The organism is Streptomyces siamensis, assembly GCF_039543605.1.
Classification (GTDB): Bacteria; Actinomycetota; Actinomycetes; order Streptomycetales; family Streptomycetaceae; genus Streptomyces; species Streptomyces siamensis.
On sequence record NZ_BAABKB010000021.1, the window covers coordinates 367,606 to 391,978 of the forward strand.

General features: G+C 69.7%; 27 protein-coding genes. 13 read left to right on the forward strand and 14 right to left on the reverse strand.

Going from position 1 to position 24,373, the window contains the following annotated elements:
- The first annotated feature begins 52 nt into the window (after positions 1-52).
- From ABEB03_RS26105 to ABEB03_RS26115, 3 genes are all read left to right on the forward strand, one after another.
- A complete protein-coding gene (locus ABEB03_RS26105; protein ID WP_425589298.1) occupies positions 53-529 on the forward strand; it encodes a MarR family winged helix-turn-helix transcriptional regulator in 477 nt (158 codons plus the stop codon).
- Positions 530-810: 281 nt separating this feature from the next.
- Positions 811-1,851: an NAD(P)-dependent alcohol dehydrogenase gene (locus ABEB03_RS26110; protein WP_345654251.1), complete on the forward strand. Its 1,041-nt coding sequence runs from the start codon at positions 811-813 to the stop codon at positions 1,849-1,851.
- Between the two features lie 244 nt (positions 1,852-2,095).
- Positions 2,096-2,704, forward strand: a complete 609-nt coding sequence (locus ABEB03_RS26115; protein WP_345654255.1) for a GNAT family N-acetyltransferase — start codon at positions 2,096-2,098, stop codon at positions 2,702-2,704.
- An 85-nt stretch (positions 2,705-2,789) separates the two neighbouring features.
- Here the strand turns inward: ABEB03_RS26115 and ABEB03_RS26120 are convergent, their stop codons facing one another.
- The 3 genes from ABEB03_RS26120 to ABEB03_RS26130 form a co-directional block, all read right to left on the reverse strand.
- On the reverse strand, positions 2,790-3,920 hold the full coding sequence (locus ABEB03_RS26120) for an FAD-dependent oxidoreductase (RefSeq protein WP_345654258.1): 1,131 nt from the start codon (positions 3,918-3,920) through the stop codon (positions 2,790-2,792).
- 654 nt (positions 3,921-4,574) lie between these two features.
- Positions 4,575-4,850: a hypothetical protein gene (locus ABEB03_RS26125; protein WP_345654260.1), complete on the reverse strand. Its 276-nt coding sequence runs from the start codon at positions 4,848-4,850 to the stop codon at positions 4,575-4,577.
- Between the two features lie 94 nt (positions 4,851-4,944).
- A complete protein-coding gene (locus ABEB03_RS26130) occupies positions 4,945-5,691 on the reverse strand; it encodes an SAM-dependent methyltransferase (protein WP_345654263.1) in 747 nt (248 codons plus the stop codon).
- A gap of 380 nt (positions 5,692-6,071) precedes the next feature.
- Between ABEB03_RS26130 and ABEB03_RS26135 the strand changes: the two genes are divergently transcribed.
- Positions 6,072-6,521: an SHOCT domain-containing protein gene (locus tag ABEB03_RS26135; RefSeq protein WP_345654265.1), complete on the forward strand. Its 450-nt coding sequence runs from the start codon at positions 6,072-6,074 to the stop codon at positions 6,519-6,521.
- Positions 6,522-6,596: 75 nt separating this feature from the next.
- Here ABEB03_RS26135 and ABEB03_RS26140 read toward each other — a convergent pair whose 3' ends face one another.
- Positions 6,597-7,718, reverse strand: a complete 1,122-nt coding sequence (locus ABEB03_RS26140; RefSeq protein ID WP_345654268.1) for a CapA family protein — start codon at positions 7,716-7,718, stop codon at positions 6,597-6,599.
- 269 nt (positions 7,719-7,987) lie between these two features.
- On the opposite strand from ABEB03_RS26140, the gene ABEB03_RS26145 reads away from it, so the two are divergent.
- Positions 7,988-8,416 carry a hypothetical protein gene (locus ABEB03_RS26145; RefSeq protein ID WP_345654271.1) on the forward strand — a complete coding sequence of 143 codons (429 nt, stop codon included), beginning with the start codon at positions 7,988-7,990 and terminating at the stop codon, positions 8,414-8,416.
- A 151-nt stretch (positions 8,417-8,567) separates the two neighbouring features.
- Here ABEB03_RS26145 and ABEB03_RS26150 read toward each other — a convergent pair whose 3' ends face one another.
- From ABEB03_RS26150 to ABEB03_RS26175, 6 genes are all read right to left on the reverse strand, one after another.
- A complete protein-coding gene (locus ABEB03_RS26150) occupies positions 8,568-9,542 on the reverse strand; it encodes an aldo/keto reductase (protein WP_345654274.1) in 975 nt (324 codons plus the stop codon).
- A 198-nt stretch (positions 9,543-9,740) separates the two neighbouring features.
- Positions 9,741-10,406, reverse strand: coding sequence for a hypothetical protein (locus ABEB03_RS26155; RefSeq protein WP_345654277.1), 666 nt, complete (start codon positions 10,404-10,406; stop codon positions 9,741-9,743).
- Entirely contained in the window at positions 10,403-10,867 is a 465-nt protein-coding gene (locus tag ABEB03_RS26160; RefSeq protein ID WP_345654775.1) for a DUF2199 domain-containing protein, read from the reverse strand. Before ABEB03_RS26160 ends, ABEB03_RS26155 begins: the two co-directional genes overlap by 4 nt.
- 301 nt (positions 10,868-11,168) lie before the next feature.
- Positions 11,169-11,885 carry a hypothetical protein gene (locus ABEB03_RS26165; protein ID WP_345654280.1) on the reverse strand — a complete coding sequence of 239 codons (717 nt, stop codon included), beginning with the start codon at positions 11,883-11,885 and terminating at the stop codon, positions 11,169-11,171.
- A 365-nt stretch (positions 11,886-12,250) separates the two neighbouring features.
- Complete coding sequence (locus tag ABEB03_RS26170) at positions 12,251-12,724, reverse strand: VOC family protein (RefSeq protein ID WP_345654283.1); 474 nt, start codon at positions 12,722-12,724, stop codon at positions 12,251-12,253.
- Positions 12,725-13,166: 442 nt separating this feature from the next.
- Complete coding sequence (locus ABEB03_RS26175; RefSeq protein ID WP_345654286.1) at positions 13,167-13,661, reverse strand: DUF1877 family protein; 495 nt, start codon at positions 13,659-13,661, stop codon at positions 13,167-13,169.
- A gap of 553 nt (positions 13,662-14,214) precedes the next feature.
- Between ABEB03_RS26175 and ABEB03_RS26180 the strand changes: the two genes are divergently transcribed.
- The gene (locus tag ABEB03_RS26180) at positions 14,215-14,847 is read left to right on the forward strand and encodes an RNA polymerase sigma factor (RefSeq protein WP_345654289.1); all 633 of its coding nucleotides are present in this window, start codon (positions 14,215-14,217) and stop codon (positions 14,845-14,847) included.
- 97 nt (positions 14,848-14,944) lie between these two features.
- Positions 14,945-15,712 (forward strand): hypothetical protein, encoded by a 768-nt coding sequence (locus tag ABEB03_RS26185; protein ID WP_345654293.1) that lies wholly within the window; start codon positions 14,945-14,947, stop codon positions 15,710-15,712.
- A gap of 162 nt (positions 15,713-15,874) precedes the next feature.
- Here the strand turns inward: ABEB03_RS26185 and ABEB03_RS26190 are convergent, their stop codons facing one another.
- A complete protein-coding gene (locus ABEB03_RS26190) occupies positions 15,875-16,180 on the reverse strand; it encodes a S1 domain-containing protein (protein WP_345654298.1) in 306 nt (101 codons plus the stop codon).
- A gap of 315 nt (positions 16,181-16,495) precedes the next feature.
- Here ABEB03_RS26190 and ABEB03_RS26195 point away from each other — a divergent pair, with 315 nt between their 5' ends.
- The 6 genes from ABEB03_RS26195 (at position 16,496) to ABEB03_RS26220 (ending at position 21,681) form a co-directional block, all read left to right on the forward strand.
- Complete coding sequence (locus ABEB03_RS26195) at positions 16,496-17,083, forward strand: TIGR03086 family metal-binding protein (protein WP_345654301.1); 588 nt, start codon at positions 16,496-16,498, stop codon at positions 17,081-17,083.
- 168 nt (positions 17,084-17,251) lie between these two features.
- Complete coding sequence (locus tag ABEB03_RS26200) at positions 17,252-17,806, forward strand: hypothetical protein (protein WP_345654304.1); 555 nt, start codon at positions 17,252-17,254, stop codon at positions 17,804-17,806.
- 165 nt (positions 17,807-17,971) lie between these two features.
- The gene (locus ABEB03_RS26205; protein WP_345654307.1) at positions 17,972-18,445 is read left to right on the forward strand and encodes a hypothetical protein; all 474 of its coding nucleotides are present in this window, start codon (positions 17,972-17,974) and stop codon (positions 18,443-18,445) included.
- 307 nt (positions 18,446-18,752) lie between these two features.
- On the forward strand, positions 18,753-19,316 hold the full coding sequence (locus ABEB03_RS26210; RefSeq protein WP_345654310.1) for an RNA polymerase sigma factor: 564 nt from the start codon (positions 18,753-18,755) through the stop codon (positions 19,314-19,316).
- Complete coding sequence (locus ABEB03_RS26215; protein ID WP_345654313.1) at positions 19,313-20,260, forward strand: hypothetical protein; 948 nt, start codon at positions 19,313-19,315, stop codon at positions 20,258-20,260. Before ABEB03_RS26210 ends, ABEB03_RS26215 begins: the two co-directional genes overlap by 4 nt.
- Positions 20,261-20,454: 194 nt before the next feature.
- On the forward strand, positions 20,455-21,681 hold the full coding sequence (locus ABEB03_RS26220) for a CapA family protein (RefSeq protein WP_345654316.1): 1,227 nt from the start codon (positions 20,455-20,457) through the stop codon (positions 21,679-21,681).
- A 38-nt stretch (positions 21,682-21,719) separates the two neighbouring features.
- Here ABEB03_RS26220 and ABEB03_RS26225 read toward each other — a convergent pair whose 3' ends face one another.
- The 3 genes from ABEB03_RS26225 to ABEB03_RS26235 form a co-directional block, all read right to left on the reverse strand.
- The gene (locus tag ABEB03_RS26225) at positions 21,720-22,514 is read right to left on the reverse strand and encodes a maleylpyruvate isomerase family mycothiol-dependent enzyme (RefSeq protein ID WP_345654319.1); all 795 of its coding nucleotides are present in this window, start codon (positions 22,512-22,514) and stop codon (positions 21,720-21,722) included.
- A gap of 138 nt (positions 22,515-22,652) precedes the next feature.
- Positions 22,653-23,228, reverse strand: a complete 576-nt coding sequence (locus tag ABEB03_RS26230) for a hypothetical protein (RefSeq protein WP_345654322.1) — start codon at positions 23,226-23,228, stop codon at positions 22,653-22,655.
- A 279-nt stretch (positions 23,229-23,507) separates the two neighbouring features.
- On the reverse strand, positions 23,508-23,918 hold the full coding sequence (locus tag ABEB03_RS26235) for a DUF5959 family protein (protein ID WP_345654325.1): 411 nt from the start codon (positions 23,916-23,918) through the stop codon (positions 23,508-23,510).
- Between the last annotated feature and the right edge of the window lie 455 nt (positions 23,919-24,373).

The following is a 24,373-nucleotide window of genomic DNA, read 5'->3' on the forward strand; positions in this document are numbered from 1 at the left end:
GTTGTCATAGACCCAGCTGGATGACAACTGGATTGTCATTTATCATCGGCGTGTGAGTGATGAAGAACGCCCCCTGTCGCACGACGAGGCGGGGCCGCGCCTGATGGAGGTCTTCGCTCTGATCGGACCGCTCTACCGGCGTGTTCAACGCAAGATCGAACAGGACGCCGCGGGGCAGGACCTGTCGGTGGGAGTGCGCGCGGTGCTCGATCTCCTGCGCGAGCACGGGCCGATGACGGTTCCCCAAATGGGCCGGGCGCAGTCGATCAGCCGCCAGTTCGTCCAGCGGATGGTCAACGACGCGGCGGCGAGCGGTCTGGTCGAGGCCGTGCCGAACCCGGCGCATGCTCGATCCTCGCTGATCCGGCTGACCGACAGCGGTGGCACGACGATCGAGGCCGTCGTCGCCCGGGAACACGCGCTGCTGCGAGAGGCGGCCGACGATCTCACCACTGCCGATGTGGACACCTGTGTCCGCGTGCTCAGCCGGATGCTCACACTCTTCGACGACGTCGACGTCAACAGCTAGACCCCCGTCCGGTCCGGTGGCCCTTTGCGCGGAGACACACCTTCGAGGAGGGGCGAGGCGGCGGGGGAGCGCCGGCTCGGCGAGCGCTTTCCGACCGATGTCGCGAGAATGACGAATGGTGTCAATCAAGCCCATGGCTGACTGAAGGCCGGGTGACCATCAGGCGGGACGCGCCCAGCGCCGCGGATCTCCTGTTTGCCCCCGGCTCGCCGTGCAGTCCGCAGAATCGCCCATCGGCCGGCCGGACGGCCGGCCCCACTCCACGCGCGAAGGCTCCCGGTATGACCACCGTCACCGCATACGCTGCACCCGTAGGCAAGGCTCCCCTGGAGCGCACCACCATCGAGCGCCGCCCGCTCGGCGAATCCGACGTCATGATCGACATCGAATTCTGCGGCATCTGCCACTCGGACATCCACCAGGTCCGAGAGGGCTGGGGCGACGGCATCTTCCCCATGGTCCCCGGCCACGAGATCACCGGTGTGGTGACAGAGGCGGGCTCCAAGGTGACCCGGTTCACCGTGGGCGACCGTGTCGGCGTGGGATGCATGGTCGACTCCTGCCGCAGATGCGAGAACTGCAAGGCGGGACTGGAGCAGTACTGCCTCGATCAACCGACCTGGACCTACAACGCGATCGGCAAGGACGGACAGCCGACGTACGGTGGCTACTCCCAGAAGATCGTGGTCGACGAGAACTACGTCCTGCGCATCCCCGAGGGCCTGTCTCTGGACGTGGCCGCCCCGCTGCTGTGTGCAGGCATCACCACCTACTCGCCGCTGAAGTTCTGGAACGCGGGCCCCGGCAAGAGGGTCGCTGTCGTGGGGTTCGGCGGGCTCGGCCACATGGGAGTCAAGATCGCGCATGCCCTCGGCGCGGAGGTGACCGTGCTGTCGCAGTCCCTTCGCAAGAAGGACGACGGCCTGCGCCTGGGCGCCGACCACTACTACGCGACCGCTGACGCGAAGACGTTCACCGACCTCGCCGGCTCGTTCGACATCATCATCAACACGGTCTCGGTGCCGCTCGACTACGCGGCCTTCCTCTCCCTCCTGCGCACGAGCGGAGCCCTGGTGAACGTCGGCATCCCCGAAGAAGAGGTGCAGGTCTCGCTCGCCTCGATCTTCGGCAACCGCCGCAGCCTGACCAGCTCGAACATCGGCGGAATCCGCGAGACCCAGGAGATGCTCGACTTCTGCGCCGATCACCAACTGGGCGCCGAGATCGAGCTGATCGAGGCCGGCCAGATCAACGAGGCCTACGAGCGGGTCGCCAACAGCGACGTCCGGTACCGGTTCGTGATCGACACCGCGACCCTGTGACCGTCACGTCAGTGTGCAGCGCGGTGGCCCGGGCCGCGCATTGCGCGTCCTGCCGCTGCGGGAAGTGATGCGGACAGCCTCGAGCGCTGAACGCGGAAACACGGAACCGGACTCCGGCACAAGCAATCCGGCCGACCTGGCCGCGGGCCTTCGGGAAGGGCACATGGTCTGGTCATCGAAGCGGCGCGGACGGGCGAGGCCCAAGCTCCCTCGGCCCGGTGTGTGCAGGCGCCGACGGCACACCTTGCACACCGAACACCTGATGTTCTACACCCCGCAGACCATGCTGGATCGCGCCGCTTCCTGGGCCGCGTGCTCGGACCCCGAGGCGCAACGGTGGCTCGGCTGGGGTCCCGACCAGGTCATAGCCGACGACCACGTCCGTGAGGCACTGACCGAGCTGCGTCCTGGGGACGCCGACACGTGCTTCCCGTCCGTGCTCCCGCGCTGCCTGTTGACCGAACCCTTCGAGCCTCCCGCGGACCGGACGCAGCGGCTCATAGGTGTGCGCCTGGACGACGGCAGATACGCGGCGACCCTGCAACTCGCCACCGACACCGGGGAGATCGGCGGAGCGCTCGCTCCGCATGCCCGAGGCCTGGGGCTCGGAGCCGAGCTGTTCCGGGCGGCTGCGCTGTTCGCTCACACCCACATGGGGCTGCGGAGCGTCCAGGCAGGTCACGAAGCGGCGAACACGGCATCCGCGCGGGCCCTGGTGAGCGCCGGATTCGTGGCGGACGACGGTCCGCCTCGCTTCACCCTGCCGGACGGCCGCGAGATAGACGCTCGCTGGGTGCGGCATACGGCCGTGGAACGGGCCTCCAGCTGCCACGAGGGATCGTCGCGGTTCTGAGTACAGGCACCTCTGACGTCTCCGGGCTCCGGATTCAGAGCCTGGCCGGTTCACCGATGTCGGACGGGTCCCCAGGACGAATGCCTCAGCGGGGCTGCGCGTGCCCCGCGAGCATGGAGACCAGACTGTGGGGCGCGTGGTCGCCGAAGAGGAGCTCGTGGAGGTCGGTACCGTCGGCGGCGGCCGCGGCGCTGCGGGGGAACAGGGCCTGCTCGTATGCGGTGAGCGCGGCCTCGGCGTCGTCGGGGTGTGCGGCGATGGCCTTGCCGAGTTCGGCGCCGTCGTACATGGCCAGGTTGGCGCCCTCGCCGTTCGGAGCCGAGAGGTGCGCGGCATCGCCGAGCAGGGTCACCCCCGCCACCCGCTCCCACCGAGGCTCGACCGGCAGGGCATGAAGAGCACGCAGGACCGGAGCGGTGTCACTTTCGGTGATCAGCGCGGTGATCTCCGGCGCCCATCCCTCGAATTCCCGCGCGATCCGCGCAGTTGCCGCGGCGGGATCGGTGAAGTCGACACGGGCGAACCACTCCCGCGGCTCGGAGAGCGCCACATAGGTGTGGAGCGTCCCGCCGCCCTCACGGTGGGCCTGGATCCCCTTGCCCGGCGCGAGCGTGAAGATCGACCCGCCACCGACCGCTTTCGCGGCGGCGGGGTGCCGGGTGTCGCCGTCGAACAGGTAGGTCTCGACGTACGACCTGCCGATGTACTCGGGCACCGCGTCGGAGAGCGGCGACCGGACCCGGGACCACGCGCCGTCCGCGCCGACCAGCAGGCTCGCTTCGGTGGTGGCGCCATCGGCGAAGATCACCTCGTGGCGCCCCTCACCAAGGGCGCGGACACCGCTGACCTTGTGCCCCCATCGGACGGTGCCGGCCGGAAGCGAGTCGAGCAGGATCCGTCGCAGCTCGCCGCGCTGCACCTCGGGGCGGCCACCCGTGCCGTCGTCCGGTTCGTCGAGCAGGACGGTCCCGTCGCCGTCGAGGACCCGCATCGCCTGGCGGCCCTCCAGGACGGTGCCGTGGAACGCGTCGCTCAGACCCGCCGCCCGAAGAGCCGGCTGACCGGTGTGGTCGTGGATGTCGAGCATTCCGCCCTGCGTGCGCGCCGTGGGAGAGGGCTCCGCCTCGTAGACCGTGGACGGGATTCCGTGGACGTGCAGGACACGGGCGAGCGTGAGGCCGCCGAGTCCGGCGCCGATGATCGTGACAGTGGTCATGGTGGTTCCTCCCCGGGCGCGAACCGCTGGGCGGACACCCGGCAGGTCACGACTGGAACGCCGTTCCAGCAAACCCAGGCGCACCGTCAGTGCGGGCTTCCGGGGGTGATGCGATCCGGCGTGGCCTCCTCGGCCCACTCCAGGCCTGCCGCGACAGCGCAGTCGACGCCCGCCCATCCGCCTAATGCTGAGTGCGGGCGCCATCCACGGTCGCCGTACTAGGCCCCGGCATGACGGGCGGTTGCGGTCGATGGCCGACGCACCGAGCGGCCGCGAGCCTCGACTCGCCGGGAGGGCAGGGGTATGCGCAGGCACAGGGACGTCGTGACCAAGAGGCCGGCGAAGACCGCCAGAAGGAGAAGGGACACCCACATCTGCCGGGACCCGGGATGCGTCCACCCCGTGTATGCGGCAGTGGCCCCCCACAGGACGGTCCCTCCCGCATGGAGGACGCGAATGCGGCGCAGACCCCGCACCGCAGCGGAGCGCTCAGGAAGTTCGGCCGTTGCTGTCATGCGGGGCCGCGTACCCCACTTTGCTCAGCCATCACAGTGGTGCCGGGGATTCATGCTGTTCCGCTCGTCGGACAAGGCCGCGTCGAGGCAGCCGACCGCACCCCTCGACGCGCCAGTGAACAGGCACCACGGAGACGGGTCATGCCGGATCGGGGAGGTCCATCAGCGCGAGCGCGGCAGGGTCGATCACGACCGCGATCTCGGTGATCCGGCCGTCGACGACGGTGAACACGAGGACCGACAGAGGGGTGCCGTCCTCGCGCCAGGAAAGGACTCCAGGACGGCCGTCGAGATCAACCGCACGATCCGCGAGCAGGCCGGCAAGACCTGGTGATCCCGGCGTGACGTCGTCTCCCCTGGGACCACGCATTCCAGCGGAGAGGCGGGCACCACGCCGTCCGGAGGCCGGGGTCATGGCGGCTTCCTCGTCAAGCCGACGCCACAGGTGAGCAGTTGACGAGAAGGCCGGGTCCGGCAGCACGCTCACGGACCCGGCCTCGACGTGGACGTCAGCGGGCCACGAGGGCGAAAACTCCCCAACCCAGGTACTCGCGCTCGTACCTGGCGTAGCGGGCCGGCTCTCGGGAGAGCTCGGCTCTCAACTCGGCGGCCAGCTCGTCGCCGGGATTCCGGTCGAGCCAGCGCCGGACGTTCAGCCACTGCGCGGCCCTATACCGATCCCAGCTGTCCTGGTCCGCGAGCACCATTTCTACGACGTCGTAACCCAGTTCACCGAACTGCTCGATCAGTTCGGGCAGCGGTCGGAAGTCGTCCTTGGCACCGGCGTGGCATGCTTCGACGGTGGCCTGGTCCGGCGGCTCCTGACGCCAGTACGGCTCGCCGATCAGCAACATGCCGCCGGAGCGCAGGCTGCGACGCAGCAGCTCGATCGTGCCGACCAGTCCATCGCCGATCCAGGTGGCGCCGATGCACGCGGCCAGGTCGACCGGTGTGTCCGCGACGTAGCCGGACGCGTCGCCGTGGACGAAATCCACCTGGCCTGCGACGCCGAGTTCTGTTGCCCGGGCACGGGCCCTTGCTGTGAACTCGGTGCTGATGTCCACTCCGGTCCCGACGACACGGTGGGCGCGGGCCCAGGTACACAGCATCTCGCCCGAACCACTGGCGAGGTCGAGCACACGCGTCTCGGGGGCCAGGCACAGGGCCTGCCCCAGAGCAGCCAGCTTCTCGCTGGTGAACGGGTTGTGGATGCGGTGGCTGCGCTCGCGGATGGTGAAGCTACGTGGAAGATCCACTGGATGGGGTCCTTACGTCCGATGAGGTCATGACGTGCGCGAAGGACGGCCTGTCGAAGCCGGCCGCCGTTGCCTGGACCGTCATCAAATGCACCTCATCCGACTGTGGGGGACCTACGAGCCTCGGTGAGGCTAGGGGGCACGAGCACCTGTGTCCATCGCTTTTCGCCCGTGCATGGCCCTCCGTGTCCGAGCTTGCCCTTCAGGCCTGCCGGATGCCTGCGGTCCTTCCGCCGTGGTGGTCACCTGCCCGGCGAGGGCCCGGGGACCGGCTGCAAAATCACCCGGATCGTGTGAGGCCGAACGCTCCCTTCGGGTGCAGCGTGGGCTCAGAACGCCATCCGGGTGAAGCCCGGGCGGGAGAAGAAGGGACCACGCAGATGTACCTGGCGAACGACTATCCGCTGCTGAGCGCCTTCTGGACCATGCTCTGGTTCTTCCTGTGGATCATGTGGTTCTTCCTGCTCTTCAAGGTCGTCTTCGACATCTTTCGTGACGACACCCTGAGCGGATGGGGCAAGGCCGGCTGGCTCGTGTTCGTGATCGTGCTGCCGTTCCTCGGCGTCTTCGTCTACCTCATCGCCCGAGGCAAGGACATGGGGCGCCGTGACGTCGAACAGGCCAGAGCGCAGAAGCAGATGTTCGACTCCTACGTCCGTGAGACGGCGGGCGGCGGGACCAGCAGCGCCGACGAACTGGCCAAGCTCGCCGAGATGCGCACCCGCGGCGACATCACCCAGGAGGAGTTCCAGCAGGCCAAGGCGCTGGTCCTGAGCGGTAGCAGCCCCACAGGGGATGCCGCCCGGGTCAGCACCCCCAGCCCTCGTTGATCAGCAGACGAAACCGATCGGGGCCGCGGTCGGCCGGGTTCCCCGCCGGCCGCGGCCACCGGTCCGTCCGTCGGTTCAGGCCGGTTGCGTGGCGGAGTGGGTGACCGCGAGGGAGCCGTCGGGTTCCGTGGTGATGCGTACGCCGTCACTGATCCGGTCGAGCGTGGCGCACAACCAGGCGCGATCGGCGCCGGACGGGAGCTCGAGACGCATGCGGCGGGACTGCAGGGGCAGCAGGCGCAGTCCGGTCAGCCGTCCGGTGTCGGCGGCCACCGTGACGAGGTAGGCGATCCGCAGGTCGTCGCGGTACTCCTCGTAGCCGTCGATGCCCTCGTAGTCGTCCACGAAGTCACCGCAGCCGTAAAGGATCAGCCGGTCCCGGTACACCTCGATGGCGCGGGGGTGGTGCGAGGAATGGCCGTGGACGACGTCGACGCCACCGTCCACCAGGGCACGGGCGAAGCGCACCTGGTCCCGGGGAACGCGGTATCCCCAGTTCGAGCCCCAGTGCACGGACACGACCACGACGTCGCCCGCGCGCTTCGCGGACCGCGCCCGGCGAACCACACCGGCGGCCTCGGCCGCCGACAGCTCCGGCAGATGAGCCACTCCGGAACGATCCGGGGCCGCGGCCCAGTCGGACGGGACACCGCTGGAGCAGGCCCCGAGGGCGAACACCAGCACCCGGCCACCACCCGTGACCGGTACGGCCACGGGCGCGTACGCCTCCTCGTCGGTCCGCCCCGCCCCCGCCGCGCGCAGTTTCGCGAGCGCCAAAGCGGCCAGCGTCTCCTCCAGGCCCTCGCGGCCGAAGTCCAGCACATGGTTGTTGGAGAGGACGCAGACGTCCGGCCGGGCCACCGCGAGGGCGGGCAGGTTCGCCGGGTGCATCCGGTAGTGGATCGCCTTGTCGGGGGCGAAGGTGTCGCTGCGCGTGACGGACGTCTCCAGATTCACGATCCGGACCGCCGCAGCGCTCTCGTCCAGGAGTCGGAGTGCCTCGCCCCAGGGCCAGGAAGGCGGAACGGGGGCAGGAATCGGACCGTGCACCGACTCCGCCATCCGCACATAGGAGCGCGCGTCCCCGACGTATCCCTCCCGCAGCTGCGGATCGCTCGGATGCGCGAGGATCTGATCGACGCCGCGCCCGAGCATGACATCGCCGCACAGAAACAGCGTCAAGGTCCCGCCGCCCATGAGTCCACGCTAGACCTCGACCGACGCCATCCAAAAGGTCCCCGCGTTCCCACGGCTGGGGCGAGAAGGTGTGGGTGCGACGGCCTGAAGCCTGTCCGGCTCTTGGAGTGCCCGGGGCAGCTCAGCCACGGCACCCGACGTCCCGCGGTTCGCACCCGGCGGGATCCGGCAGCCTCGGTGGCCCGTCCGGGCGGCGTACCGCCCCCGGACGGAAGAGTTACCGACAGTGCAGGATTGCGATCATGAAGTCACCATGAACCACTCATTGCATGATCAGACACGCGATGCGCACGCTCTGCGCCGCCACCCTCGTGGCCGCCCCCCTCGTCCTGACCGCGACGCCTGCACAGGCCCTGACTTCATGTACGGTCAACGGCCGTCCCGTGTCGGGTACGACCGTCAGTGGTACGGCCGGCTCCGACTACATCAGCTGTGGTGCCCTTGGTGTGGGTGACAGGGTGGACGGCTTGGGCGGGAGCGACTCGATCGTCATCAGCGGCCTCGTCGCCGGCACCGTCGACGGCGGCACCGGGAGCGACTTCATCACGGCCAACGTCGGTACCTCGGGGAGCGGCAGGATCCTCGGCGGCGCCGACGTCGACTTCATCTCCGTCGGCCCGAACGCCGGCACCGTGGACGGCGGACTCGGGGTGGACTTCTGCCGAGTCGCCTCAGGCAACCCCCCTGTCAACTGCTGAGCAGCGACGGGTTCGTCGGGCCGGCCGACCACGATGCTCGGGGTGGCCGGCCGGCGTCCCCCACCGTGCGGCGGCCACACCGACCACTGTGTCCTGAGGCACGACGCGTGGTCGCGGACGGTGGGATCGACCTGCCGCCGGGGTGAGATGGTCAGTACCGGGCGCCGACGGGAGTCGGGAGGGCGTCGAGGTCGGCGAGGTCGGCGGCGGAGAGCTGGACGTCGGCGGCGCCCGCGTTGTCAGCGAGGTACTTCGGGGTCTTCGTGCCGGGGATGGGGACGACGTGCGGGCCCTGGGCGGTGAGCCAGGCGAGGGCGATTTGTGCGGGGGTGGCGCCGTTCCGGTCGGCGACCTCACGGACCTTCGTCGTGATGTCGAGGTTGGCGCGCAGGTTGTCCTGCTGGAAGCGCGGCAGGCGGCGGCGCTGGTCGTTCTTGGGCAGTTCGTCGAAGGAGGCGAAGCGTCCGACGAGGAAGCCGCGGCCCAGGGGCGAGTAGGGCAAGAGGCCGATGCCGTGCTCGGTGCAGTAGGGCAGGACTTCGGCCTGGACGTCGCGCGTCCACAGGGAGAACTCGGACTGCACGGTGGCGACCGGGTGGATGGCCTGGGCCCGCCGGATCTGCTCGACGCTGACCTCGGACAGGCCCAGGTGGCGGGCCTTGCCGGCCGTGACGGCCTCGGCCAGTGCGCCCCAGGTCTCCTCGATGGGGACCTCGGGGTCGACGCGGTGGAGCTGGTAGAGCTCGACGTGGTCGGTCTTCAGGCGGCGCAGGCTGGCGTCGATCGCCGCGCGCACGTGCTCGGGTCGTCCGTTGGGCTTGACCAGCGGGGCACCGCCGGGGCCGCCGGTCGGGTCGATGCACTCCATGCCGACCTTGGTGGCGATCACCGCACGGTCGCGGCGGTCGGCCAGAGCCCGGCCGAGGAGTTCCTCGTTGGTGTACGGGCCGTAGACGTCCGCGGTGTCGATCAGGGTCATGCCCAGGTCGAGGGCCTGGTGGATGACGGAGACTGAGGTGGCTTCGTCGCGTGGGGTGGCCATGTCGTAGGCGAAGCTCATCCCCATGGCGCCCAGGCCGATGACGCCGACCTCAGGTCCGTGGGTGCCCAGGGTGGTCTTGCGCATGCTGTGATCTGCCTTCGTACGGGATCAGAGGGGCAGTGACCGGCACAGTGATCCAAACGACCGGTCGACTACCTAGAACTTAGGTGGGCGGAGCGGCAAGGGTCAAAGGCCAGAAGGGGCTGAGCCGGGACCGGCTTTCTCGCACCTGATAGGCCCGGACTCCCACCCCTTGGTCACATGGACTGTCATTCGGATCGGTCAGCCACCGCGAAGGCCCCAGTTGTCGAGTCCACCGTAGATGTGGGCCTCTTGGCACTGAGGTGCGTCGAGGCAGACGGCCTCGCCGCGGTAGAGGGCGATGAGCGAGTCGTCGCCGCGCCACCAGGTGTCGGTGATGCCCTGGACCTCGGGTACCGGCTCGTACCCTTCGAGCGCTTCGAGCGCAACGGCTTCGACGGCATCGCCCGTGACCTTCGTGATGGTCTTGGCCCAGCGACTCGCATGGTGAGCCAGTGCCAAGGACTCCACCCACCCGTCCGTGTCGGCGTGCAACGGTGTCCAGCGGCCGGCGTGGATCCCGAACTCGCCTCCCGGTCCGATCATGAACCCATAGGCCATGGACACCCGCCCGTCCCCGGCCGGAATCAACCAGCCCTCCTCGGACGAGCCTTCAGGAACATCAGGCGCCAAAACACGTGGACCCCCCTCGTAGGCGAGGGCCGGCGGCAGGGCGATACCACCCCAGCGATCCTGAAACGCCACCGCGCGTTCGATCTCCACGGCGGGTACGCCGTGCCCGAGCCACACGTCCCGAAACGGCCGGATGTCCGGCCCCGGCACGTGCAGCCCGTGCACCTCGACGAAGTGCCGGGCCCTGCGGCTGAGTCCGACGGGCGCCGGCGAAACCCGTGCGTCCGCGCTCACGACTGCTCGTCACCGGCGGGGTGGAGAACCGCTGCGGCGATCTCACGTACGCGGTCCAGGGTGATGCCCGTCCGCTGCTCGACGGCGAGGGGATGGTGGGTGGGTTCGAGCTCGACGGAGAAGCGTTCGCCGGCCGGGCGGGTATGGACGTTGGTCTTCAAGTTGAACGAGGTCGGCGCGTACACGGGCAGGTCGGTGGTGAGCCAGCCGAAGTACGGCTTCTCGTCCTCCCGTCCGGGCGTGTCCCACAGGTCCGCGGCACGGGAGAAGCTCTCACGACTCAGCGAGACCCAGACGCCCCAGGAGAACACCTCGTCGCTGTCGATGACCGGTATCTCGATCAGGCCCTTGACGAAGTAGCGCTGCCCTTGGATCACACACTGGTCCGACGAGAGCAGGCAGTCGTCGGCGTCGGCGAAGGCCGGGTCCCACACGGCCGGTGCCTCGGCCGTGTAGTTCATCGGCAGCTCCGGGTGGTGCGCTCCGCAGCACGAGCAGGTGAATCCGGGATCACGGGTCATGACGTGGAGCCTAATGATCGGCTTCGCCGCCGCTTCGCAGGGACGGGGCTCCTACCGCCCGCACCGGCGAGCGGGACCGCCTGCACCGGCGAGCGGGACCGCCCGCACCGGCGAGCGGGACCGCCCGGACCGGTGTGCGGGACGGTTGCCATCGGCCGGGCCGATCGCGCGCAGCCCGACCCCCTGTCCCGCGGCCTCCGGTGTGTCGGCATCTCATCGAGCGGGCGCCGCCCCTGCCGGCTCAGGTGAACAGGACGCCGTCGATGTCGATGGTGACGAGCGGCTGTTCCCGGGACACCGTCCCGTCCTCGCGGAGCCGGTAGACACGGCGCCGGGTAGGGACCATGATCCCGTCGAACTCCTCGTACGCGGAGGGATAGTGCGCGGCGGGACCCGCGTTGACGACTTCGGGCGTGTAGTCGTGTCTGCGCAGCAGGCCGTCCGAGTCGAAGTAGAACACCTGCCGGCGGCAATGCGTCGCGATGTGATCCGGGAACGTGACCTCCAGGCGCCTCCAGATCTCTCCCTCCTCGATGATCGGAGGCAGTTCCACGCTCCTGAACCCGGGGGAGCCGAAGGTGAACGGGGACGTGAGATACGTCCACATGGCATACCCGGCGAAGTAGGCGACCTGCAGATCGTCCCAGGGGGCATGCGCGTCGCCGGGGAACGAGGCACGTGGGTCGAAGCGCTCGGCCTTCACCTCGCAGCCGACCGTCTCCACGGCCACCCGCCTGGCGGTGACGGAGGTCCACAGGTCGGCAGCGGTGAAGGGGTGGTGGCTGGCGTACTGCCGGTGCAGGCCGAGTCGAACGGCCCCCTGACTCAAGGTCCCGTCCTGCCCCTTCAACCGCCACAGCGAACCGCCGAGGCGGAAGTGCACCGTGGCCGAACTGAACTGGTTGTAGCGGTCCAGGCCGCCGTGCGCCTCGATGACCGTCGTGACCAGATCATCCATGGCATGACTCTCCTTTGTCTTCGGCCGGTCGGGGCCACTGAGGCGATCCCCCCGCGCGTGCCGGTGGCACCGTGCTACTGGGCTTCGGCCTCGCCGGTCTCTGCGCCCGCACCGGCGAGGCCGAAGCCCGGTGCCGCGCTCGTGGGCGCGCGGCGCCTTTGTCGGCTTTGCCGGGGGGTGTATGTGGGAGGGGAGCGGCGAGGCGGTACGAGGCGTGGGGCGGCCGGGGAGTACGGGCGAGGCCTCCGCTGCGCGGAGTCGCAGTCGGAGCGCGTCGGTCGCCGGATCGATGGGCCCTGCCGCCGGACGAATCGGGACCCCGAGGGGCCCGCGGGTGAGCCGCGGGCCCCTCGGAGTGGACGTCGTCAGCGGCCGGGGAACCGCTGGGTGATCTCCTGGAGGACCCAGCCGTTGCCGTCGGGGTCGCTGAAGGTGGCGTAGGAACCGTAGGAGGCACGCTCGGGGTGCGGGCCTGCGAGCCGTTCCTGGCCCGGGCTGTCGTGGACGACTTCTCCGCCGTCGTGTCCGTGGAAGAAGATGCCCTTGTCGTCGTGGAACACCTCGCTCACCGCTATGCCCCGGCCGACGAGCTCGGCGCGGGCCTCTTCGATGTCCGTGACGATGAGGTAGAGGCCCTGGGCCGAACCCGGCGCGGCGGTGGTGAGGCCCTTGCCGAAGAGGATCGAGGCCTCGGACCCGGGCGGCGTCAGGTGGACGGCCCGGAAGTCCTCGGTGACGTCCTTGGCGAGGTCGAGCCTGAATCCCGCCTTCTCGTAGAAGGCCCTGGCGCGGTCGACGTCCGAGACGGGCAGGACGAAGAGCTCGAGTTTCATGGTCATTTCGTTGATTGCCTTCATCGTTCGGGTCCTGCGCGTGGTGCGGGACCTGTGGGGGGAGGGGTCTGCGAATACGGGCCGACGATCCGTGCGCAGTGCATCACGGACGGTGAGATTCCTGAAGTCGGCAGGGTGTACCCGCGGGTGTCGCCGAAGGGGCTCACATCGGTCCGTGAACCCTCACCGGCCAGATGAGAGCATATGCTCCTATTTGGAGGGACGCAAGGTCCTTTATTTCCTATTACTGCAGGTGGGCGGCCCGCGTCATGGGATTATGGCACATTACGAGCAATTGCTCCCATTTTGTGATCGGGCTCTCACGGGCCTGCCGCTGCCGGGGCGGCCTCGTCTCGGTCATGCTCCGGGGCGACTGCGACAGTGCACGACATCACGCGGAAGCCACCGTGGATGCCGAGTCCGTATGCGCGCGCCGTACCCCGATGCTTCAGACCGGCAGACACTTCACCACGGCTTCTCCGTGCTCGGCGGTCTGCGCGTAGAACGCCGTCAACTCCTGGTGGGCCACCTCGAATGCGTGCCGCGTCTCGCGCTCGGCGCTCACCCCGCCGTAGCGCGGCACCAGTTCGTCGCGGGCGCTGCCCCACAGCGCGTCGAAGTCGGACACCGTCAGGTATCTGGCCACCCGGTCCGCCTGGGCGGCCGTCAGTACCAGGAACGGCTGCTTGCGCCGACCGGGGTGGAACACCGGACGGCCGCCGAGCACCACCTGGGACCGGGGCCCGTCCTTCGCGGGATGCGGGGGAGTAGCGGCGTAGAGGAGCTCCTGGTCCAGGTAGCGCTGGTCCAGGACCTCCTCACGGCGCCGGCCGACGCGGTGCAGGACTGCCTCCCAGTCGTCATCGAACAGTCGTTCCAGCCAGCTCGCGCTGTTGCGCAGTGCCGGAGGCGGCACCGCTCGAAGGTGGAAGTAGGTACTCATCGCACAAGGAGCGCACGGGAGCCCGGAAGCGTCACTCCGTCCCTCCCCGGCCTGTTCCGGGACAGCCGACAGCCGACAGCCGACAGCCGACAGCCGACCGCAGTGAGCACGGGGCGGGATCATGCACCGGTCATCGGCGTCTCGCACCGTCACAGACGGATCGGCCGTGGCCGATGGGGTGCGCGTGGGTGAGGCGGCCGGACCTCGAACCGAGGGAGGAGAGGCCCGGCCGCCTCGGGCTCCCTCCTCGCCTTGCTCTCGGGGGGAGTCAAGAGCAGTGAGGAGAGAGGCCTGGGCAGTGGCATGTCGCCGGGGCGGTGAACGCTCCGGCGGTGTGGTGCGGCCCCGGCACCCTCACAGCGCACGGTCGGCGTGAAACGTCACCCGGTCGGGGCGGAGCCGGTCGAAGACCCGATCCGCGAGCCGATGGAGCACCGGGTACGTGGTGACACTTCCGTGGCGACGTGCGCTGGTCACCGTGAGGCCGTCGTTGCGCTCGCAGTGCGTCGGACGGCCAGGATCCGCCAGGAACCCGGTACGAACGAGGACAGTCTTGGGCCAGGCACGACAACCCCGCCGCGCGAAGGCGCAGGACGGGGAATTGGGCGCGGCGGTGGCGCGGGCCCAGGGCGGGGACGAGACGGCGTTCGCGGTCGCCTACCGGATCGTGCAACCGGGGCTGCTCGGCTATCTGGGCGGATTCGTCGGCGACGACGCGGAGGACGTGGCGTCCGACGCCTGGCTGGAGATCGCGCGCGACCTGGGACGGTTCACGGGCGACGGGGCGGGTTTCCGTGGCTGGACGGCGACCATCGCCCGACATCGTGCCCTGGACCATCTGCGTCGGCTCAAGGTGCGGCCCCGGCCCGGGATGATCGAAGCGAACGTACTGGACCTGCCCAGCCAGCACTCCACTCATGACCAGGCCTTGGAGTCGCTGTCCACCGCGCGCGCCCTGGAGCTGGTCCGTGAACTGCCGCAGGACCAGGCCGAGGCCGTACTGCTGCGTGTCGTCCTCGGCCTGGACGGTCCCGCGGCCGCGCGCGTACTGGGCAAACGTCCCGGCGCGGTGCGGACGGCCGCGTACCGGGGTCTGAAACGCCTCGCTCGACGGCTCGGACTCGAAGGCGCGGCAGATGAAGGTGTGACGGATGTGGCCTCCCGGACGCTGGGGGAGTCGAAATGAACGAATGCGGCTGCGGCGGTCGTACACACACTCGAACGGGCTCGGAAGGTCGGACGGACCGACCGGGCAGGACAGATCGGACAGGACGGAAGCGGACATGGGTGAACGGCTGGCGGGCGAGGGCCGTCGATGGGTGCACCCTGGCGGCTCCGTGACCGGACCCGGGGGCGAAGAGGTCGGTCCCGGGCTGGAGACGGCACTGGCCACGGCCTTGCGCGGCGCCGTCGACCAGGAGGCGGAGCAGCGGGCCGTGACCGCGTTCCGCGTCGCCCGGGACGCGGGTGCCCATACGGTGCGTACGCGGCGCCGTGACGACTGGAGCGTCGGCGAGGAGCCGCGTGCCGGACGCCCCGTCAGAACGACGCTCGCCGTGCTGCTCGCCGGCCTCAGCCTGGGCGGGGTCGCGGTCGCGGCCGTCGGCTCGGTCGGATCGCCTTCGCACGGGACCGGTGACAGCCAGGCCGGCAAGCCCCCCACCGGCGCATCCTCCGTGCCGGACGACAAGAACTCCGGTACCTCCGGGCAGGCGGACAGGCCGGACACGGCGCAGGACACCGAGGCCCACTGCCGTGCCTACCAGCAGGTCGTCGGCCGCGGTCATACGTTGAACTCGACGGCCTGGCAGCGGCTCGTCACGGCAGCGGGCGGCGCGGACACGGTCGCCGCATACTGCGCCGAGCAGTTGGCCCGTGCGGAGGCGTCGAAGGCACCGGGCACCGCGGGCAAGACCGACGAGGGCGCGACAAGCCCTGGACAGGGCACCGCGGGCAACAGCGGGAACTCCGCCGACAACCCCGTCGGTGCCGGGAAGAACAGCGGAAACGGCAAGGCGAACGACGACACGGGCGGCAGCGCGCACAAATAGCTCCTGTGCCGCTCGGCCGCCACCGGTCGGTGAGCCGGTGCCGGCCGAGCTCGCGCGTGACCGCTTCTCAGGTGTTTCCGACGCCGGCGAGCCGGGGGTCTCGGGTTGCGCTGCGGCGCCGCCGTACGGCCCCGACCGGGGCCAGGTCCACCGACGGCCGACTCAGTCGTGAGCGAGCCACTCGCCGAGTCTGATCCTGACCTGGTAGTTGTGATCGGTGTGCCAGACGACCTCGCCACTGACCTGGGCCCCCAGCGCTGGAAGGCTCAGACCATGCGGCATGGAACCGATGTCCGCCAATCCGAGCGCGTTGGGCACACCGTCGATGCGCAGGAAGACTCCGAAGGGCCGGCGATCGACGACCTGACCGGTGATGCGGGTGCCTATGGGCAGTGCGGACACGGTTGCCGACCACGATCGGCGGATCTGCTCAGCGGTGGGCTCAACGGGCCAGGTGCGGTCGGCCATCAGACGATTCTGTCAGGGGATCGACGCGTGGCGGAAGAGCTCCGGCTTCGCAGGTCGCGTACGTGGGTGGGTGTCGGCTCGGCGGCATGGTGAGTGTTCCAGGAACGATCACCGCCGTTCGCCGGCGGTTGGGCACGCGAGGGTGCGGTGGTGTCCCCGTCCACGAAGGAGGGCTGACACACGGGCCGGCTCGCGGTCGATTCGGAACCGCTGAGCGGCGGTGCGCGGGTCGAGACGGCCCGCTGTCGCGTTTGTTCAAGACCCGTCGTCGTCGCCCGGCCTACCGTGCCGGACGACAACCGGGGAAGGGATGACGTGGAGACGAGATCTGTGATGGCCCGAGCCTCCGAAACGGCGGTGGACATCGTCAGAGGGATCGGGCCCGGCGGGTTCGACGGGCACACTCCGTGTCCGGAGTTGAAGGTCGGTGCACTCCTGAATCACCTGATCTTCTTCACCGGGGTGCGGGGCCATGCCGCGGGGCTGAAGCAGTCGCAGGCTCCGAATGACGTGGCGGAGGGGCACGACTTCACCGCGGAGCCGGACTGGGCCGAGGCGTATGCCGCCCGGTCGGCGGCGACCGCCGCCGTCTGGAGCGCTCCGGAGGCGTGGGCCGGCGAGACGGCGCTGACCGGGAGCGGGCGGATGCCGGCCCGCTTCATCGGCGGGATCGTGCTGGGAGAGTGGCTGCTGCACGGCTGGGACCTGGCGATGGCCACCGGGCAGAAGCTGAATGTGGACGACGAACTCGCGGCGGCGCTGTACGAGGACATCGCAGGCAAGGCCGAGATGGCCAGACAGTACGGGGTGTTCGGCCCCGAGGTCGGCGTGCCGCCGACCGCATCGCTGTTCGACCGCGCTCTGGGACTGGCGGGCCGTGACCCGTCATGGAAGCGCTCCTGAGGGGGCGCAAACAGCCCCTCGTGGACCTGCGGATCGCAACCGTCGAGGTCGGAACGCTCGAACCGTCCCGGGCGGTTCCCCCGGCCGTCGGCATTCGCCGATGTGATCATTGGGTCATCTGGCGCCGGAGGCCACGAGGTCGAGTGCACCGTATGAGGGGGAGCAGCCGTGGGGACCTATCGGCAGACCGTCGTGGACCTGGACGCCTCGGCGCAAGAGGCCGTTGGCTGGGGCAGCCGAGGCAGGGACTGGTTGGAGTCGGAGGGCTTCATCCGCCCGGTGCCGTGGCGGGAGGGCGTGGTGCATCTGGCCGGGCCGCGCTGGCGGGGGGCCGTCGACCTGGTTTCGTGGGACTGGCGAGCCAGGATCGAGGAGTTGGAGGAGGAGCCCGGCGACGAAGTGCGGGTCGTCACAGGGCGCACGGCCTTCTTCGCCGGCCAGGCGGATCCCTCCTCCGCGATCTGCCCGCACTGCCGCAGCGTCACCGCTGACTGGCCCGGCGCGGCCATCGACACCTGGTACACCACGGGAGCCGCCGACCTCGACTGCCCGGCCTGCGCCCAGCGCACGCCGCTTCCGGCCTGGGAGTGGACCGGCGACTCCTTCGCCTTCGCCCACCTGGGCTTCGAGTTCGACGACTGGCCGCCCCTGCACCCGCAGTTCACAGCCGCCTTCGCGCAGGCGCTGGGCCATCGCATCCGAGTGGTCACTGGGAAGATTTGAGATGCCCTGGGACGGCCGGTCGTCGCCCGGCCCCTCGGCCGTCACTCGCCTTCAGGAGTCTCGACATCGGCGCGGCGAACGAAGCCCCTACACCGTGCGAAGCGCGGTGTCCTGAATTTTCGTCAGGAACCATGACATCAGCGATCCCGATGCCATTGTCGAGCAATGACAGGGACAACGCTGGCTCCGCTCATCGGGGTCGTACTCGGCGGGCTGGTGTCGTGGTTGGCTCAATACTCGTTGGGACGGGCGTCCGAGCGGGCCGAGGCACGGCGAACCGTTCGTGAGTGCGCCGAAGCTCGCCGGAGCGAACGCCTGACCCACCTCGTCGAGTTCCTGTCGACGGTGCAGGAAGCGGAACGGGTCGCCGTCGACCACTATCAGCACCGCCTGGGCGACGAGCAGTGGCAGGCGCGGGCACGGCAGACGGTGGACCGGATGTGGGTGGCCCAGAAGACGATCCACATGCTCTGCGCGCCCGAGGTCAATGAAGCGGCACGTCACCTCGCGTTCGCCGTTCAGAACGTGATCCGAGAGGGCCCCGACGATCCGGGACAGCCGCAGGACGAAAAGGTCTGGGCATGTATCAGTCCCAGTCGGCGGAAGTTCCTCGATGTCGTGCGCGATCACGTGCGTTGAGAGCAGTCGGCACACGCGCGGGACCACGCTGAGCCTTCGCGCGGCGGTGAGTGCGCGGCATTCCCATGCTCCGGTGATCGCGTCTCCTGGCCCCGGCCGCGAACCTGCTCGCAGAGCTGGTGCCTTGCCTCGGTCGTGACCGTACTCGCAGAGCCGCTGCCTTGCCCCGGTCGTGACCGTACTCGCAGAGCTGCTGCCTTACCCGTGTCGCCGGACGTACCGTCGTGTGGCCGTTGCGAACGCTCGCGGCGCTCCTGTGCAAGTACAGGATGAGACCGCCACCCGGCGGGCTCGGACAGGAGATTCCATGGATCCGGACGAGGATCTGCTGGTTCGCGCCGTCCGCGAGCCGGCGGCATTCGAACCCCTGGTCGATCGGCATTCCGCTGCCCTGCACGGCTATCTCGTGCGCCGTGCGCCGACGGCCGCGGACGACCTGCTCTCCGAGGTGTGGCTCCAGGCCTACGCCACCCGCCACACCTACGACATCGCGCGCGGCCCCGCCAGAGGTTGGCTGTTCGGCGTCGCCAGGAACGTGCTGGCCCGTCACTGGCAGGCCGTGTCCCGCGCGGCAGGCGGCCCTCGGCCGCCGTACGAGTCCACGGTGGGGGACCCGTGGCAGGCGGTCGACCAGCGCCTGGACGCCGCCGCGGTGGGGACGGAACTGCGCAGTGCGCTCGCCGTACTCCCCGACCAGGAGCGCGAGTTGCTGCTGCTCGTGGCCTGGGAACAGCTGACGCCGACCGAGGCCGCTGCCGTCGTCGGCATACCCGCGGGCACCGCCCGTTCCCGTCTGCACCGGGCCCGCGCCCGACTGCGTGACGGACTCTCCGACACCACCCTCACGAACCTGACGGGGGACTTCGCATGACGCACAAGGACCAGCACACCGACATACTCGACTTCCCGGGTGTCACGGCTCTCAAGGACGCCGGCCGGGTCGACGCCCCGGACCCCGCCGTGCTGGCGTCGGCCCGCGCAGTCGTCCGGAGGGCGATCGCGGAGGAAGCCGGGACCGCCGCATCCGCCACCGCGACGTCCACCACCGTGGTGGTGCACCGCTTCGGCAGGCGTCGGCTCCTCGCCGGTGCCGCCGCGGTCGCTGCCGTGGCGGTGGGCGCGGCCGCCCTCCCGGTTCTCGGCATCGGCAGCGAGCCGCCGGCAGCCGGCGCCTCGGCGGCAGAACTGTTCAACACCCTGGCCGACCGGGCCGCTTCGGGGAGCTCTAGCACCGCGCCGTACTGGAAGACCACCGTGAAGAGCGCCGTGGAGGGCGACAAGGCCCACACCGACGACACCTATCTGAGCCGGACCGAACTCGTCATCAAGACCCAGAACGGTCGGACCGTCACCAAGAAGGCTCCCCCGGGCGGCACCACCTGGCGTGTCGGCAACCGACAGGTCGGCTGGGACGGCCTCGACAAGCTTCCCACCCGGCCGGAAGCACTGCGCCGCGTACTGTCCGCCGGCGCCGAGGGGCCGGCCGCCGCGGAGCAGACCGTCCGGCAGTCGGGTGAACTTCTGACCGGCTCGCCCGCCTCACCACGACTGCGTGCCGCGCTCTTCCGGGTACTGGCGGGCACACCCGGCGCCGTGGTGACCGAACACGTGAAGGACGGAGCCGGCCGGGCCGGCACCGAGATCTCCTGGAAGTGGTCCGAGGACTTTCCGCACAGCGCCCACAGTCCGAACTGGATCGTGCGGCCGTCCGACGCGCGGCTCCTCGAGCTGAACTACGTGGAGGAAGGCGACGCGGGCCACATCACGCAGCGGGACACCTACCTGTATGCCGGGCCGGCCGACCGCGTTCGCTGAGCCGCCCACCACGGGAGCCGCCGGGCAGTCCGTCGGCGGCTCCCGCTCCGCCCGCTGCACGGCCGCGGCGTTCTCGCACCGCCGGTTCCGTGAGGCGGTGCGGACCGCGTCGTGCGCGAAAGGGAACGGCGTCGGGAACACGCCGGTGGATGACCCTGCGTGAAGAGTGGGTGACTGCTTCGTAGCATGAGCCGATGATCATGTCCGGCGGTCAGGGGTCTCAGCAGCGGCGCGAGCGGGAGAAGGCGGCGCGCCGACACCGCCTGTTCGCCCTCGGTCTGGTCGGGACCGGAGTCGCGGTCGTCGCGGCCTGCGTGTTCCGCGGCGGCTCCGAGGGCGATGCGTCCGTAGGTTCCGTGGGCGCTGCCTCCGTCGGCTCCAAGGCCTCGGCCTCCGTCAGCTCCGTCCCGACCCCGCTGCGGGCGTCCGGGGCCACGCTGCCCGGTGCACCGGCGGCACCGCGCCCGACAGGCAACGTGCGGATCACTGCCGTGGGGGACATCGTGATGGGCACGCTGCCGGACGACCTGCCGCCGGACGGCGGCGCCTCGTTCTTCGACTCCGTCGACGACCTGCTCGTCGGCGATGTCGTGCTCGGAAACCTGGAGAGCACGCTCACCACAGGCGGCACCAGCAAATGCGACGACATCGGCGGCTCGAACTGCTTCGCCTTCCACGCCCCGCCGTCCTACGCCCGTTGGATCAAGAAGGCCGGCTTCACGGTGATGAACACGGCGAACAATCACATCGACGACTTCGGGGCGGAGGGGCGGCGCCAGACGTTCGCCGCCCTGCGCTCGGTGAACCTGCCGTACACCGGTCGCCTGGGCCAGATCACCATCCAGCGGGTGCACGGCATCCGGGTCGCGCTGGTCGGGTTCGCTCCCGACCGCGGGGCGAGCGACCTCACGGACATCCCGGCCGCGAAGCGGCTCACCGCCCGGGCGGCGACGATGGCGGACATCGTGGTCGTCACGATGCACGCCGGCGCGGAGGGCTCGGACCGCACCCATGTGGAGCCCGGCACCGAGTACTTCCTCGGCGAGGACCGCGGCGACAGCTATCGCTTCAGCCGTGCGGTGATCGACGCCGGCGCCGACCTCGTCGTGGGCAGCGGCCCGCACGTGATGCGGGGAATGGAGTTCTACAAGAACCGGCTGATCGCCTACAGCCTCGGCAACTTCTCCGGCTACAAGGTGCTCGGCCTCGGCGGCAACCTCTCCACCAGCGGCGTGCTGCAGGTCAGCCTCCGCGCCGACGGCACCTACGTGTCCGGGCGCCTGCGCCCGACCCAGATCGTCGAGCCCGGCACACCGGAGCCGGGCGGCGAGGCCATCGACCTCGTCTCCGGCGTGTCGGAGGAGGACTTCGGCCCGAACGCCGCCCGCATCTCGCAGGACGGGACCATCCAGCACCCGTAGTCGGGCGTCGTGGACGGTGGCTTGTCGCAGCGAGCGGCCTAGTCTTCCGGATCCCAGGCGTAGAGCAGGTCGAACTGGGCTCGGTCGCCGTGGAGTTGCAGGGAGCCGATCGGGATGCGGTCGTACAGGACGAGGACGAGCTCACTGGCCGTGCCCCGCACGGACGCGACGGCCCCGTCCGGACCCTCGTCGGCAGTGGTGTCGGGCGTGGGAAGAGGGGTGGTCCGTGCACCGTCGGCGGACAGCGACAGACGCCAGGAGCGGCCCTCGGTGGCGTGGAAATCTATCGCAGCGGGCTTGTGCGGCCAGGGGGTCGACCATGCGCAGGAGGTGGCCAGGAACTCATGGACACCGTCGAGCGCCGCCTCGTCCGGCAGCGGCTGCGGGGCACCACGAGCGATCTGGGCGTCGTAGGCGTGAACTGCGGCCTCCTGGACCTGATGCCGGGCCACGGCACCGGAGGTCTGCGGCGACTCGGACGGCCCCCACCACGTCCAGCACCCACGATCCGGGCCGGCCTCGCGCAGCGCGTCCAGCAACTGTCGCGTCGAGGCGGCCGCCCAGGCCAGCAGAGCCTCGCGTTCCGAAGGCGCAGCCGCGGCGACCTCCGACTCGGACCCGGCCGGGGGAGCGGCAGCCGGACCGGCGTTGACGATCGTGGCCCACCGGCGCTGCACCCCACCGAGGTGTCGCACCAGATCCAGCAGCGACCACTCGGGGCAGGTCGGCACCTGCACATCGAGGCTGGGCGCGGCGGCGACCGCGGCGCGGAACGCGATCGACCGTTCGTCGATCAGCCGCAGCAGAACAGGGAGTTCAAGATGCTTTTCCACGTCGGAGTCCTATCACCGACATCTGCCGACCGGCATGGGATTTTCGCGGCTGGGGTTGGGGCTGGGTCGGAGCCGGGCTGAGCTCGGGGCCGGAGCCGCGGCGGCGGGTGGCCGCGCGGCCTCGGCGGCAGGTGTGCTCTACGGGGCGCCGTGCGTGCCGGTGCTGAGGACCTTCGACTGAGCGGTCACGAGACCTGTGGGGACCTTCGGGAGCGTGTGATCCCGGTCCTCAATGGCCTTGAAGACCGCCACTGTGGTGCCCGAGCGGATGACGACGAATGCCGCGGGCACTTCGAGGGGGGTCTCCTCCTCAGGGGTTTCCATGAGAGAGGTGAGCCGGAAGGCCACTCCGTCGTCACCTTGAGGTGGATCATCGGTGGCCCGCACGTCGTTGGAGGCGACCCTCATCGGTCCGACAGTGAAGGCCTTGCAGGTCTTCAGCGCCGCGCGGAGGTCGTCGACCACGCGCACGGCATCCTGTTCGCGATAGGACGCCATCGAGAGCGTAGCCATGCCGTCCTTGTTCCCCGCGATGCTCACCACGCTGCCGACCGGCCTGTAACGGCTGCCGCCCTCGACGGCATCGCTGACCGGTGCGCAGGTCGCCGGGTGTGTGTCGCTGTCGGGAAAGGCCTTGATGACGCCGTCGCCGACGCCGTCCGTCCCCTCGCCGATCTTGCTGCTGGAGAGCCCCGGGAGATCGCGTTCGTCCACGACGGCCCGTTCCAGTTGGTCCTGCGTCAGGACTCTTGGCGCCGCCTTCTTCTGGGCAGTGCCGCTCGCCTCGCTGGTTGCCCTGCCCGGTACTTGGGACGCGGCGGAGCTTTTGTGCTCCGCGCTGCCGCACCCGGTCGGGCCGAGGACCAGGGCCAGAGCCGCTGCACCAGTCGCACATCTTCGATATACGGCGTTCTTCACTGCCCACCCCTGGATCATCACATTGCGCGGAGGGCAGAGTACGGCCTGACCTGGTGATCCCGTCCCTGGGGGTCGTCAGGACTCGCTGCAGACGTCACGCAGACGCTGAAGGTGTGCCTCGTGCTCATCGATCCACTCAGGTGCCGGCTCAAGTCCCAGGGCCACCGTCAGCCTGTCGGGATCATGGACCGAGATGGAGAGCCAGCCGCTTTCGTGTGGGTGAAAGTACAGCTCCAGACCCCGGGTTCCTTGCGGCCAGCCGGCGTCTTCACCCGCGCTGAGGTGTCTCAGCGCTTCCTCCCACGCTTCGAGGTGATCAAGCCAGATGTTGGTCTCCAAGCGGGCGTTCATGAAATCCGTGGTGATCAGGCATTCGGCTCGAACACGGGCGCTTCGGGGTTCGTGGGGCTCGACCGCGCGCAGGACGAGGGAGACGCCTTGTCCGTCGGACAGATGTATCAAGTCGACCGGGACCCACTCGTCCATCCCACTCCCCTTCGTCGATCCTGCGTCCGGAGTTTCCGTGCACGATACGGGCAGGGTCCGACAGTGACGACGTGGGCCCGGGGGTGTCCTGCCAGGACGGCCGTGGTTGCACGCATCGAGGCACTCGCCGACGTGCACGGAGGGGAGATCTCGGGGTGATTCGCCGCCCGTCCGGTCGACGCACTGAACTCCGTGTCCGACTTCTATGCCGCGGCGGCCGCACGGGGAGACGCGGTGGTCAAGGCGATCTACCCTGTGACAGTGACCAACTCACCCGGGAACGGGACCTGCGGCTTCCATCCGATCCACCCCTTGACGCGACGCGTGTGATCGAGATGTCGCCGGTGGACGAGCAGGACCGCGAGCTCCCCGGCGGGCCCGACGCTCCACCACAAGGCTCGTAGCCCGGAGGGCATCAGCAGTGGGAAGCCGCCACACCTTGTGGATCGCGGCAT

Coding starts and splice junctions, on each gene's coding strand:
- ABEB03_RS26185 (WP_345654293.1), top strand. CDS start 14,945: ATGGGTGAACGGCTGGCGGGCGAGGGCCGTCGATGGGTGCACCCTGGC.
- ABEB03_RS26215 (WP_345654313.1), top strand. CDS start 19,313: ATGACGCACAAGGACCAGCACACCGACATACTCGACTTCCCGGGTGTC.
- ABEB03_RS26175 (WP_345654286.1), bottom strand. CDS start 13,661: ATGAGTACCTACTTCCACCTTCGAGCGGTGCCGCCTCCGGCACTGCGC.
- ABEB03_RS26135 (WP_345654265.1), top strand. CDS start 6,072: ATGTACCTGGCGAACGACTATCCGCTGCTGAGCGCCTTCTGGACCATG.
- ABEB03_RS26205 (WP_345654307.1), top strand. CDS start 17,972: ATGACAGGGACAACGCTGGCTCCGCTCATCGGGGTCGTACTCGGCGGG.
- ABEB03_RS26150 (WP_345654274.1), bottom strand. CDS start 9,542: ATGCGCAAGACCACCCTGGGCACCCACGGACCTGAGGTCGGCGTCATC.
- ABEB03_RS26235 (WP_345654325.1), bottom strand. CDS start 23,918: ATGGACGAGTGGGTCCCGGTCGACTTGATACATCTGTCCGACGGACAA.
- ABEB03_RS26170 (WP_345654283.1), bottom strand. CDS start 12,724: ATGACCATGAAACTCGAGCTCTTCGTCCTGCCCGTCTCGGACGTCGAC.
- ABEB03_RS26220 (WP_345654316.1), top strand. CDS start 20,455: ATGATCATGTCCGGCGGTCAGGGGTCTCAGCAGCGGCGCGAGCGGGAG.
- ABEB03_RS26145 (WP_345654271.1), top strand. CDS start 7,988: ATGATCAGACACGCGATGCGCACGCTCTGCGCCGCCACCCTCGTGGCC.
- ABEB03_RS26140 (WP_345654268.1), bottom strand. CDS start 7,718: ATGGGCGGCGGGACCTTGACGCTGTTTCTGTGCGGCGATGTCATGCTC.
- ABEB03_RS26165 (WP_345654280.1), bottom strand. CDS start 11,885: ATGGATGATCTGGTCACGACGGTCATCGAGGCGCACGGCGGCCTGGAC.
- ABEB03_RS26125 (WP_345654260.1), bottom strand. CDS start 4,850: ATGACCCCGGCCTCCGGACGGCGTGGTGCCCGCCTCTCCGCTGGAATG.
- ABEB03_RS26110 (WP_345654251.1), top strand. CDS start 811: ATGACCACCGTCACCGCATACGCTGCACCCGTAGGCAAGGCTCCCCTG.
- ABEB03_RS26190 (WP_345654298.1), bottom strand. CDS start 16,180: ATGGCCGACCGCACCTGGCCCGTTGAGCCCACCGCTGAGCAGATCCGC.
- ABEB03_RS26120 (WP_345654258.1), bottom strand. CDS start 3,920: ATGACCACTGTCACGATCATCGGCGCCGGACTCGGCGGCCTCACGCTC.
- ABEB03_RS26210 (WP_345654310.1), top strand. CDS start 18,753: ATGGATCCGGACGAGGATCTGCTGGTTCGCGCCGTCCGCGAGCCGGCG.
- ABEB03_RS26160 (WP_345654775.1), bottom strand. CDS start 10,867: ATGAACTACACGGCCGAGGCACCGGCCGTGTGGGACCCGGCCTTCGCC.